Annotated in this window: 10 protein-coding genes; 5 read left to right on the top strand and 5 right to left on the bottom strand. The window is 54.3% G+C overall.

Annotated features, from left to right (window positions below; translation table 11 throughout):
- Positions 1-680: 680 nt before the first annotated feature.
- From SNR34_RS28125 to SNR34_RS28145, 5 genes are all read right to left on the bottom strand, one after another.
- On the bottom strand, positions 681-2,231 hold the full coding sequence (locus SNR34_RS28125; RefSeq protein WP_486180647.1) for an MDR family MFS transporter: 1,551 nt from the start codon (positions 2,229-2,231) through the stop codon (positions 681-683).
- A gap of 76 nt (positions 2,232-2,307) precedes the next feature.
- On the bottom strand, positions 2,308-3,024 hold the full coding sequence (locus SNR34_RS28130) for a hypothetical protein (RefSeq protein WP_486180648.1): 717 nt from the start codon (positions 3,022-3,024) through the stop codon (positions 2,308-2,310).
- A 38-nt stretch (positions 3,025-3,062) separates the two neighbouring features.
- Positions 3,063-3,788, bottom strand: coding sequence for a polymer-forming cytoskeletal protein (locus SNR34_RS28135; RefSeq protein WP_486180649.1), 726 nt, complete (start codon positions 3,786-3,788; stop codon positions 3,063-3,065).
- Positions 3,789-3,801: 13 nt separating this feature from the next.
- Complete coding sequence (locus SNR34_RS28140; RefSeq protein ID WP_486180650.1) at positions 3,802-4,425, bottom strand: YhbD family protein; 624 nt, start codon at positions 4,423-4,425, stop codon at positions 3,802-3,804.
- Between the two features lie 201 nt (positions 4,426-4,626).
- Positions 4,627-6,261 (bottom strand): PucR family transcriptional regulator, encoded by a 1,635-nt coding sequence (locus SNR34_RS28145; protein WP_486180651.1) that lies wholly within the window; start codon positions 6,259-6,261, stop codon positions 4,627-4,629.
- Between the two features lie 171 nt (positions 6,262-6,432).
- Here SNR34_RS28145 and allC point away from each other — a divergent pair, with 171 nt between their 5' ends.
- The 5 genes from allC to SNR34_RS28170 all read left to right on the top strand — a co-directional run bounded on the left by allC (position 6,433) and on the right by SNR34_RS28170 (position 12,718).
- Complete coding sequence (gene allC / locus SNR34_RS28150) at positions 6,433-7,677, top strand: allantoate deiminase (RefSeq protein WP_486182520.1); 1,245 nt, start codon at positions 6,433-6,435, stop codon at positions 7,675-7,677.
- Positions 7,678-7,702: 25 nt separating this feature from the next.
- Positions 7,703-8,953, top strand: coding sequence for a pyridoxal-phosphate-dependent aminotransferase family protein (locus SNR34_RS28155; protein ID WP_486180652.1), 1,251 nt, complete (start codon positions 7,703-7,705; stop codon positions 8,951-8,953).
- Between the two features lie 176 nt (positions 8,954-9,129).
- Positions 9,130-10,431 (top strand): uracil/xanthine transporter, encoded by a 1,302-nt coding sequence (locus SNR34_RS28160; RefSeq protein ID WP_486180653.1) that lies wholly within the window; start codon positions 9,130-9,132, stop codon positions 10,429-10,431.
- Between the two features lie 104 nt (positions 10,432-10,535).
- Entirely contained in the window at positions 10,536-11,861 is a 1,326-nt protein-coding gene (locus SNR34_RS28165) for an amidase family protein (RefSeq protein WP_486180654.1), read from the top strand.
- Positions 11,858-12,718: a fumarylacetoacetate hydrolase family protein gene (locus SNR34_RS28170; protein WP_486180655.1), complete on the top strand. Its 861-nt coding sequence runs from the start codon at positions 11,858-11,860 to the stop codon at positions 12,716-12,718. The genes SNR34_RS28165 and SNR34_RS28170 overlap by 4 nt, the downstream gene beginning before the upstream one ends.
- Positions 12,719-12,783 lie beyond the last annotated feature (65 nt).

Raw genomic sequence — 12,783 nt, forward strand, 5'->3', positions numbered from 1 at the left:
TATACATCTATCGACATAGTTTGCTGAAGAGCATGACGCGGTATTTGCAACAGAAGCTTCCATAGATTGCACTTGTGTATTCATGTGCCCGATGTGATAAAAGGAGCGCAACCTTATACGAACGGTGAGGTTCGGATGGTTGCGCTCCTTTATCATGTTCCAGGTGTGCTCGGGGCCGGTAGGCTGGTTCACTGCGACTTGGGGCTAATCGCGAGTACGCTTACGAACTTCACACGCGTTATATGGAGGCTTTTGCACACTCAAAAATTGTAACGAACCCAGGACACGCTATTCATAGGAAAATGCGCTGTTTAGGCGCAATCCCCTTGAAATAACGTGCGTCAGGTTCATTACAATTTTCCACATGCTGATTTTCACGGAATAAGGTGCCTCAGATTCGTTACAGCTTGTTCGCTCCACATCAAAAGGACCGCCCCTGTCATATTTATGACTGGACGGTCCCTCGATGATGGTAGTGATGCAAATAATTAACATTTCATTGTGTATGTTTGCGTTCGTTTGCTGCATGTACGATTCTGTTTTGATGGATCAAGCCAAGCATGGATTGGATGCTCCTCCACAACGCTTGCCTGCTGCCGATGCATCGAACGAGTCGTTCATTGCAATAGCAAGTTTGCGTGATGGAATATGCTCAGCAAAACATGAACCAAACTTCCCACTTAGTGGCCTGCGGTATACTCTCCCTGCTCCTCGCCCACAACCATTTTGTCCTTGCCCATAAAAAACGCGGCGATCAAGGCCAACGCGGCCGGAATGATGGCCCAGGCAAACAGCTGCACGATGGAAGAGGAGAGCGCATGCGTAATAGCCTCCAGCACTTGGGGCGGGATCGCCTGCCTAAGCTCCGGCGAGAGCAGCGCATGCGGGTCGGCCAGGTCCACGCCCTGCGGTATGCCGCCTGCGGCTGCTCCGCTGCCCGCCGCGCCGCCACCAAGAGCCTCGCTCATTTTTTGCGTGAAAACTTGCCCCTGCACGATTCCGAAAATGGTGATGCCCATCGTCATGCCCAAGGATCGCAGAAAATTCAGCGTTGAACTTGCGGCACCACGCTGGCGCGGCTCGAACGCGTTCATGGCCGCATTGCTGAGCACCGAGAAGGAACCGCCCACGCCGAGACCAATCAACACCATGAAAATCCGGATCGTCCACAAGGAAGAGTTCTCATCCAATGTCGTCAGCAGACCAAGTCCAACCACGAGCAGTGCAAGCGTAGGAATCATGATGCTTCGATACCGGACTTTGGTCATCAACACGCCGCCCATCGAGGCCGTGACGACGGAACCCAGCATCATCGGCAACAGTACGAGCCCCGAATTCGTGGCTTTTCCACCAAGCACGCCCTGAATGAAAATCGGAATGTACACCGAAGCGGTAATGAATGCCGCCCCGCTGAACATCGCCATAACATTGCTGGACCAGTATACCCGGGTGCGGAACATGGCAAACGAAATGATCGGTTCCTTCGCTTTGCTCTCCGCATACAGGAACAGCAGCGTCAACGCGACGAATCCGGCAAACAAGCCGAGAATCTGTGCTGAATCCCACGCATATGCCTTGCCGCCAAGCTCAAGCGCAAAGATCAGGCATACGACCGCGCCGATCAGTGTCGCCGCCCCCAGCCAGTCGATCTGCTGGGATTGATGCTGATGTGACTCCTTATAGAAAAACGCGATAAACACAAACGCGATCAGGCCAAGCGGCAAATTAATGTAGAATACCCATTCCCATGCCGCGTATTGCGTAATGTACGCCCCGAGGAGCGGGCCGAATACGCTGGATAACCCGAAAACGGCTCCGAACAGACCGCCAAGCTTGCCTCTCGCTTCAGGCGCAACCACGTCAAACATGATCGTGAACGCAATCGGCACCAGAGCACCTGCCCCGATCCCTTGCACGGCCCGGTACATCGTCAGTTCAACGATCGACGTTGCCGTTCCGCACAAAGCAGATCCGAGCATAAATACCAATATGCCGAACACGAAAAATTTCTTGCGTCCGTACATGTCGGACAATTTGCCGAAAATCGGCATGCCTGCCATCTCGGCGACCATGTAGGCGGAGGTAACCCATACGAATTTGTCCAGTCCCCCGAGTTTGCCGACGATGTCTCCCATCGCCGTGGCCACGATGGTATTATCCATCGAAGCCATCAGGATGCTAAGCAGCAGCCCTGCCAGCACCAATCCAATATTGTTTTTCCGTACAGCCATCGTAATCCAATCTCTCCATTCCGCGATCTATTCATTTTCGACTGGACTAGTATAGCCGAAATGTTTCCGGGGTTAATCAGTCCTGAGACCGATTGCGCTGCTCCCTAACCTCCGCTTGAGGATGGACCTGCAGCGATTCCGTATATTCCACCAAACCGATTCGGCATCCCGGGCCGATGACAATCCGATGGCCCCTGACGACGTTAACCTCAGCGTCCTCCAATTCGATATCGTCTCCTTCAATCGCGTCCGCCTTCAGCGTCGCCACGGCATGCTGCCCGAGCAGCCCTTGAATCAGCCTTCCACGGCCTCGCTCGACCGCAATTCGGGAACCGCCAATCTCATGCACCCTGGACGGACCCTTCAATTGAATGCTCAGTTGTTCGGCACTCAGCATGCCTCCTACCTCAATGCTCCCGGTCAGCCGAATCCGCTCTGCCTGGCAGTTTCCGGGCACATGCAGCTCGCCTACCACTTTTACCTCTTCCGCCTTGAGATCATATTGACTGTTGCCACCGGAAGCGGTTGTTTCGTTCCCCAGAGCCTGAGTCTTGCCTCCACCCTCATCTGCCACCAAAGCGAGGGTTCCCGTCACTTTGATTTCGGTCGCATCAAGCGAACCTTTCACCATCGATGTCCCGGTACACTTGAATTGGCGACAGCGCGTAGCACCATTAAACGTGGAGTCCCCTACGACTTTGACTTTGCCGTATTCACCACCTGCCCAGCTGCTTTCCCCGGTAATGCTGATGTCCCCAGGCTGCGCCGATGCACCTTTAGCTTGACGATCCATATCAGATTCCACCTTCCTCTCTCGTTACATCGCTTCTCTTATATACGTTTGCTGCTGCCTACAACAGCATCCCCATCGACGTCCAATATGTCCGAATATTCGACCAGCCGGATTTTGCATCCTCGCCCAATATGGACTTTGCCGCCTCGCACGATATCCGCTTCCGTATCCTCAAGCACGACTTCGTCCCCCTCGATCAGATCGGCCTTGAAAGATGGTTTGCCGCCCATACCGATGTTTTTCCAGAACCCGCCTTGTTCCCTGCTGCGGATAACAATGGTCTCGCCCCCAACTTCCTTGGCCGAAGAAGCTGTATGAAGCCTGATTTCCACAGAGCCTGCGTTCAGCAAACCACTGATTTTGATATTGCCCTGCACATGGAGCGTTTCGCACTGCACATCACCATCCACGCTCACCATGCCGCCAATGTCGATACGCTCGCCATCCACTCTCCCGTGTACGCTGCACTTTCCGTTGACATCCAATTCGGGACTGTTCAAATCGCCGTGAATGGTCGCCAGCCCGTCAATGCGAGCGCGATCACAGCGGAGAGGGCCGTTCATCGTACACACGCCGTTGATCGTGGCACTCTCCGCATCTACCGCTCCCTCAAGGCGCAATGTTCCGTTTACGTCCATGGAGGTGCAATCCAGGTCTCCGTTGATTTTGGCCATCCCATCGATCTGCACGCGATGAAACTGCCCTCCTGCCGCTTTACTCACACCAGATACATTCAGATCATTGCGCAACTTCCGTTCTTCCATGTGCAATCGCTCCCTATCCCAATTTGAGTTTCAATTCTTCCATGAACGTGCCCAGCGGCAACCTCAGGACAACCTTTACCCCTTCATCAAAGTAAATCTCCGCCCCTGCGCCGGCCAGCATGAATGCAGGCACGCCCATTTTGCGCAATAACAGCAGCTCGCACGGCTTGCCGGCAAAACGATAGTAATGCTCCGCCATGACTCCAATGAGCAAAGCTCCCTCCTGGCGTGTAATGTCTCCGCCCATAAGCAGCTTCTCCAGAACGTAAAGCATCATAATCTGCTCAAGTGCATACTGCGGCTGCTCGCGTCCAGCTTCCTTCAATAAACTTAGCGATAGCTCCGTAACAATGTTTCGATCCAATAACTGCTCCGCAGACATGTTCACTTCCCCGAGAGATGGCGAGAATACATCGGCCAATTCGTCCAGGGACAAGCCATCTTTCATATTCAAAATTTTATCGATGCGCTGCAGTATTTGCTGTCTTGGGAAAAACGTCTCCTGCCCGGTAAAGGAAGACTTTCGAATAAACCATTCCTCGGGAATGAGGTTTTTCCGTTTCCAGCGGTACAACTGGCCGTAGGATATGCCCGTCAGGTCCAGCAATTCTTTTTTGGAGATCAAATCATCCGTCATTTTCGAACCTCCCTTTCGTCGCAAACATCGTAACATAACATTGTTACGTTGTAAATCATAATTCAATGATTCCCGGGAAACACACTTCTATACCCGGAGATGAAACCCGCTCCAACGGCACCGTTAACAAAAATAAACGACGGACTCCCCCGTCAGGAAAGTCCGCCGCTCTCGGCACGGATATCTTCTTCGTTTGTTTCCTTACTTCTTCTCCATTCCGTCTTCCGGCAGCAACGCTTTAATTCTGAATGCCATACGCAGACGCAGCGTTTCCTCCGGATCTTTAAGACTCCGGCCGATAATCTCCTCGCATTTTTCCAATCGGTAAATAACCGTATTGCGGTGGATGTACAGCCGCTTCGCCGTTTCGGCAAGTTGGCAATGAGTCTCCAGGTAAACAGACAACGTCTGGAGCAGCATATGATGATCCTTAAGCGTCTCATCTGTGAAACCTTGCATCGTGTCGGTGTAAAACTTCCGCAAATGCTCGTGTGGGATCATGCGCAAAATTTCGGGCACTTCTTTGGGCTGATAATGTTCAATAAAATGTGTCTTGCCCGCCATGCTGCCGAAGTATAGCGCTTCGTTCGCTTCCTTATAAGAGACAGGGATTTGGGCAAGAGGCTGCGCATAACCGCTGACGCCGAACGACAGTTCCGCTCCGTAATGAGCAGCGATTTTGATCTGAAGGCGTTCCAGAAGCGCCACAAAAGAAGGTTCAACCTCTTTCCACTCCTGGACCATCGGCATCAAGAACACGTATGAGCGATCATGGTTGAACAAAAGCAGCGGATGGCGGAAATGGGCCAGTTCCGCTTCGAGATGTTCGGCGATGCGGTCCTGCTCCGCTTTGTACTGCATAAACGAGGTCGTTTTGTCGGTACCATCGAGCTTGCCGACCGCGCAGATATACCGCTGGTGTGAAGACAGGCCGAATTCCCGGCCTCGGCTGGCGATCTCCTCACTGCTCGAGAACGAACCCCCGATGAAGTTAGCGAAAAACTCGTTCTGGATCTGGCGACGATTTTGCTTGAGCGCGTTGTCCTTCATCAGCTCGAACGCGATGACATTGGTCGCTTGTTCCACGGTCAGAATACTCGAACGTTCGGTCGGCAAAACGAAACCCTCAATACATAGGTAATGCAGTTGTCTATGGGTATATACCGGAAACAGCGTGATCGTCTGTCGTTCTTCGTCCAGCAAGGAGAAAGCGGAGAAAATGGAAGGTGCCACATGAACACGACTGCCTCCGGACAGCATATTTTCAAAACGAACCGCGGTGGAGGCAGCGGAGAAGCGACCGCAGATGGGCTGCAGGTAAGGACCAAGCAGAAGAACAGGCAACCGCAGCAGGGAAGCCAGTTGGTCCAGCAGCTTCGGAATGCCCTGGCCGCTCATAATCTGCTGAGTGAATTGTCGATGCGTCTTCATGGCATTGTGCAGTTCGGTTGTCCGCACGTCGAGGATATGACTCAACGATTTATTGACGATATCCCCGAGTGACGGTTCCACAGGCAGTTCCATCAGCGGCAGTCCCAGCTCGTCCGCAAGCCGGACCGCCGACTCGGGAATACCGCCAAGGAACCGTTTGCTTTTTATGCCGAGGGCCGCACAGTCCTGACGACTCATCTGCCGGATCAACTCCAGGAGTGCCGGCAGATCATCCTTAAAATGAAAGGCCGTCGTAACAAGCAATTCATTTCTTTTCAGGTAAGGAATGATATCGGGGGCATCCATCATATTGACGGTGTAAACTTCCCGATTCACCCCCTTCGCTCCCGCGACAATGGCAGTCCCATCAAACACCGGCAGCTTCAGCAGATCATCCAGTTTCATCGTTCCCTCACCCTTTGGTTAACATGACTAATAAATTTTCTAATTCTTCTACATTTACGTGAATGATTTCCCTTTTGTTTTATTTTACGATTAATTAATCATATTGCCAAGTTAACAAATATAACACCGGTTGGAAAGCTTGTGGTGCCGGAATGGGGAGAGATTACATTGATGATCGAACAGCCGAATCCGTCAGCCTTATCCGAGCAGGTCGAAAACATGATCGAATGGCTGGCCTCCCACGGGGGAGACGAAAGCGGCGGGGTGACACGGCTGCTGTATGACCCCGCCTGGATAGCTGCCCAGCGGGCAATCAAAGAGAAAATGGAAAAAACCGGGTTGTCTGCCCGCTACGACGATGTCGGCAATCTCTTCGGCCGCGTTGCCGGCCGTGATCCCGAAGCGCGTGTCATACTGACAGGTTCGCATATCGACACAGTGAAAGGCGGCGGAAAATATGACGGAGCCTACGGCATCGTCGCCGCGCTGATTGCCGTGGAATATTTACTGACCCATTATGGCCTGCCGCTCAAGCCGATCGAGGTTGTGTCACTATGCGAAGAAGAAGGAAGCCGCTTTCCGATGACCTACTGGGGCTCCGGCAATATTACCGGAGTCAAGAACCGGAAGAAGGTTCGCGACATCAAGGACGCCAACGCCGTTCCGTTCGAGCAAGCGATGCGGGATGCCGGGTTCGGATTCGGACAGCATCCGCAGCCGGAGCGCAACGACCTGGAATGCTTTATCGAACTGCACATCGAGCAAGGCCAGGTGTTGGAGCGCGAAGGGAAATCCATCGGCGTTGTCAGTCATATCGTCGGACAGCGCCGCTACGATATTACGGTTCGCGGCGAGAGCAATCATGCCGGCACGACGCCGATGCATTGGCGTCACGATGCGATGTTTACCGCAGCCGAATTGATCCGGCTGCTAACGCATCGTGCCAAAGCGGACGAGAGCGGACTGGTCGCCACCGTCGGTCGGATGGATGTCAAGCCAAATGTCGGAAACGTGATTGCTAGAGAGGTCACCTTCAGCTTGGACGTGCGGCACAGCGATGCGGAGAGAATACGGTTGTTCTGCGAGGAATGCTTTGGCGAATTCGAGAACATCGCGGCCGAACATGGAACAGACGTCGTTTGCCGGAAATGGATGGACGAGTCGCCGGTCGCGATGGACTCTGTACTGAGCGCGACTGCCGAAGATATTTTGAAGCAGAAAGGCATTTCGTACAAAACGATGACCAGCGGGGCGGGACATGACTCACAGGTATTCGGGATCTATTGTCCGACGGCGCTGTTGTTTGTACCGAGCCGGGGCGGAATCAGCCACTCGCCGGAGGAATTTACGAATACGGAAGATTTGCAGCGCGGCGTGCGCCTGCTGATCGACCTGCTGTATAAGCTAGCTTATTGAATAAACAATCAGGAGGCGTTACGAGATGACGAAGTACCGGGAAATCCATGCACCTTTGAGAACGATTATGACGCCGGGGCCGGTCGAGGCTGATCCAAGAGTGCTGCGCGCGATGGCGACGCCGATTCTGGGCCAATTCGATCCGGAATTCACGCGGATGATGAACGAAACCATGGACATGTTGCGGCAGACGTTCCAGACGGCGAACCAGTGGGCCTTCCCTGTCGACGGCACTTCCCGCTCCGGCCTGGAAGCCGTACTCTGCAGTCTGATCGAACCAGGCGACAAGGTACTCATTCCGATCTTCGGCCGCTTTGGCCATCTGTTGACCGAGATTGCAGAGCGTTATGGTGCCGAGCTTCACTTCATGGAGTGTCCATGGGGAGAAGTGTTCGACCAACAAGCCGTCATCGATGAAGTTGAGCGCATACAGCCGAAAATTTTAGCCATTGTGCACGGAGAAACCTCAACAGGCTGCATGCAGCCATTGGACAAAATCGGACCAGCTTGTCGCGAGCGAGGCGTGCTGACAGTCGTCGATGCGGTCGCTTCGATCGGCGGCGCGCCGGTCAAAGTGGACGAATGGCAGCTTGACGCGGTCATCGGCGGAACGCAGAAATGCATTTCCGTGCCGTCCGGGATGGCTCCAGTCACCTATAACGAGCGAGTCGAGCGTATTCTGGCGAGCCGGAAAAAGGTCGAGCGCGGCGTCGCGATCGACAGTGACCGCCGGAACGTCGCGCAGCCGATCCGCAGCAACTACCTGGATTTAAGCCAGCTGCAGGATTACTGGGGACCGCGCAGGCTGAATCATCATACGGAGGCCACGTCCATGCTGTACGCGCTGCGCGAAGGCCTGCGCATTCTGCTCGACGAAGGACTCGAAGAACGCTTCGAGAGACATAAACTGCACGAAAAGGCACTGATGGCCGGCATCCGAGGCATGGGCCTGGAGTTATTCAACGACGTCGCATGGAAGCTGCCGGTCGTGACTTGCGTGAATATTCCGGCAGGTGTCGACGGCGAGTCCGTCCGAACCATGCTTCTACAACAGTTCGGCATCGAGATTGCCAACTCATTCGGCCCGCTTCACGGGAAGATTTGGCGGATCGGCACGATGGGCTACAGCTGCCGCAAAGAGAACGTCCTCTTCGTTCTGTCCGCGCTGGAAGCTGTGCTGATCAGACATAACGCTCCGATCGTGATCGGACGCGGCGTGCAAGAGGCGCTTGATGTGTATGAACAAGCACGGTTAGATGTTGCATCGCAAAGCTAAGACGGGCTACGACGCGAAGAACAAGACGCGGCGTCCGTTCACACTGATTTTCAGTTACAAAGGATTCCGGAAACCTCCGGAATCCTTTTGCATAAATTCAGCTTCGATGAAAAGCGTTCTGCGCATGGATGCGCCGCTTGAACGGATTCAACGAAGCTCCAAGCGGAAGGTGAAGTATGAACCATTTGATCTCGCTGCGCTCGGGTCTAGCGGGGCTGCAGTGGCTGTTTTTTTTGTTCACGAATACGGTCGTCATTCCGATCACCGTCGGAGCAGCCTTCGGGCTGCCGCAGGAGAAAATTCAATTTTTGATTCAATGCTCATTTGTCCTGACAGGGCTTGCCTGTGTCGTACAAGCAGGGCTTGGGCATCAAAGAGCTGTCATGGAAGGACAGTCCGGATTATGGTGGGGCGTTATCCTGAGCCTCAGCGCATCCGCGCCGTCTCTGGGCATTTCGCTAACGGAACTGGGCGGCAGTCTGGCGGTCGGAATCATGATCTCAGGCGTAATCACAGTTCTGATCAGTGTATGCGGATTGGGCGCTCCATTATCGAAACTGTTTACGCCAGGTGTGATGGCAGTATTCATGTTCCTGCTCGGCTGCAGGTTGAACACGATTTTTCTCGAAGGCATGCTCGGCATATCAGCAGGTTCTTCCTCCGAAGCCTCGGTCATTCAGCCAAGCATTTCCCTCTTAGCCGCAGCAGTGGCCATTTTCGTCGCCGTTCTGTCGGTAAAAGCCAGAGCCGCGATCGGACAATATGCGCTGCTGATCGGCATTTTGGGCGGTTGGGCGCTGTTTGTGTTGATCTTCGGCGGAGAAAGCGCAACAGCCGGATCAGGCAAGCTGGAAGCGGGCTGGTTCCCGCTCGGCGGACCTTCGGATGGACTCGACACCGGTGTTGTAGCCATTGCAGTCATCGCCGGTTTAGTCAACACCTCGAATACATTCGGGGCATTGAAAGGAACCGACAGCATTTACGAACAAGAGGCATCTGGAGGCCAGTACCGACGCTCCTTCACGATCAGCGGCGTGCTCGCGGTCATGTCCGGGCTACTGGGACTTGTGCCATATGCACCTTATGTTTCGTCCGTGGGTTTTCTCCAGCAAACCCGCATCCGAGATCGGCTCCCCTTCGTGATCGGCGGTTTGCTGTTCTTCGGAATCGGCCTGATTCCTGCAGTCAGTGCTGTACTGACGCAACTGCCGCTAAGCATCGGGAGCGCCGTGCTGTTGGTGACGTATTTGCGGCTGCTTGGCTCTTCGCTGCAATATTTCGGCCAAATTCGTATGGATGCGGCGAACCTGTACCGGACGGCAGCGCCTTTATTTGTCGGAATTATCGTTATGGGATTGCCGTCATCAACCTTCTCTTCGCTGCCCCCACTGCTGCGTCCACTGCTCGGAAACGGCCTGCTGGTCGGCATTTTACTGGCATTGCTGCTGGACCGGGTCCGCTTCCGCTCCGCACGGTAAGCAGGGGCAGCGGGCTTGAACGATGATCGAGTACATGATTAAGGAGAAGCCCATTCTTCCCGGAGCGTTCTCCACCTCGATTCATAAACGAAAGGAGAAACATAATGAGAGGAATACACCAGGTTCATACAGAGGTATCAAAACGAAACGCTGAGGCGGAAAATAATCCGCCCAAGGCCGACAAATGGGGAGCTTTCGTCGACGCTTCAATCAAGCTGCCGTGCACCGGAACAGGCCGGCTCACCGGATTGACTTTTGCAGTCAAAGACGTCTTCGACATCAAGGACGTAACAAGCGGCGCCGGCAACCCGGATTGGCTGCGCACGCACAAACCGGCCGAATCTACCGCTCCGGCGTTACTTGTCTTATTGGCAAACGGCGCAAAACTCGAAGGCACGACGCAGACCGACGAGCTGATGTACAGCCTGAACGGGGAGAACGCCCATTACGGAACGCCGGTCAACCCCGCCGCACCCGACCGGATCCCCGGCGGTTCGTCAAGCGGTTCGGCCGTCGCGGCTGCGGCGGGGCTGGTCGACTTTGCCATAGGAACGGATACTGGCGGTTCAGTACGCATTCCATCATCATACTGCGGCCTATATGGCTTCCGCCCTACGCACGGAGCCGTATCGACAGAAGGCGTCATTCCACTGGCACGCAGTTTTGATACGGTCGGCTGGATGAGCCGGACTGCGAACGTTTTATTAGACGTCGGAAGCGTTCTGCTGGAAACGAGCAAAGGCACTTCGAATTTTGAGCGGGTCAGCAAAACCTTCAGTGAAAACGCGGAAGTTCACCCATCCGGCAGCGACATACCGCAATTCACGCGTTTTTTCACGGCGGAAGAAGCATGGGGCCTGCTCGAAGCCGAAGACCGCTCGCTTCTGAATACGAAGCTCCGACAGCTTACCGACTGGCAGGATGGTGGATCCGCAGTCCGATTGACAGGACATACGGAGAGCCTGATTGACTGGTCGGCGGCGTTCCGCGTGCTTCAGGGATTGGAAATCGCTCGGGAACACGGTGAATGGATAACAAATGAGCGTCCGAAGTTTGGCCCAGGAATCGCGGAACGTTTTGCATGGGCCGGAACACTCGAGGAATCCGCCTGCACGTCAGAAGCCGAACTGCGCGTCCGCATTCGGAGCAAGCTCGTTGAACTGCTGGGCGAAGACGGGCTCCTGGCAATACCGACCGCACCAGGCCCCGCTCCACTGCTTGGGCTGCAAGGTCTGGAAGCCGAGGATTACCGGGCGAAGACCATGCAGTTGTCCTGTATCGCGGGACTTTCGGGCCTACCCCAGGTTACCATCCCCGTGATCCGCCAGGACGGGCTACCGCTTGGACTTTCCTTTATCGGCGGTCCGAATACGGATATGAAACTGCTGCACTGGACATCAAAACATGTTACGGAAGAGGTGCTCGGATGAAACTCGCAACAATTGTACACGAACAACGGGAGCAAGCCGCCTTTTTGACGGATCGGGGCATCATCCCGCTGGTATGGCTGAACGAACGGGAAGGGACGGATTGGGAAACGGATCTGTTGGCATTGCTGCAAAAAAACAAACTAAACACTCTGCTCGGCTGGTATACCGGCGGCGGAAAGACTCTCCTCACTGAACTGCCTGCCCTCGTGCACGGACAAGTCTCTTATCGTGCGCTTTACCGCCAGCCGGGAAAAATGATTGGCGTAGGCATGAACTATATGGCAAAAGCAATCGAGCTGTCCGGACGTCCGCCGGAGGAAGAGCCGGTCATTTTCCTCAAGCCAGACACATCGCTGATCGGTCCCGGCGAGTGCATCCGTCTCCCGGATCGAGCGGGGCAAATCACCGCGGAAGCAGAGCTGGCGATCGTCGTCGGCCAAACGTGCAAGGGAATCAGTGAAGAGGAAGCCATGAGTGTCGTGGCCGGTTTCACGACCTCGCTCGACATGACTGCCAAGGATATCCACTCTCGCAATCCCCGATTCATGCAGCGCGCCAAGAGCTTCGACACGTTTCTGAGCCTGGGCGCCACCCTCACTACAGTTGATGAATATGCGAGCCTGGCGGAACTGGAGGTCGAGACCGTGCTGAATGGTGAAGTGGCGCACCGTAATACCGTCAGCAGGATGATTTTCTCCCCTGCTTACCTGATCTCTTTCCTCTCACATGTGATGACGCTGCATCCGGGAGATATTATTTTAACAGGAACGCCCGGTTCCGTCGTGATCAAACAGGGAGACAAGGTAGAATGCCGAATCGCCGGGCTAAAAACACTGAGCAATATCGTGGAGACCTGAATCAAATTCCTTGTACTTTTATACATCAAAACCCGGAAATATAGCGCTTACAACACAAACTTACG

The sequence above is a fragment of the Paenibacillus sp. XP01 genome (genome assembly GCF_057364885.1).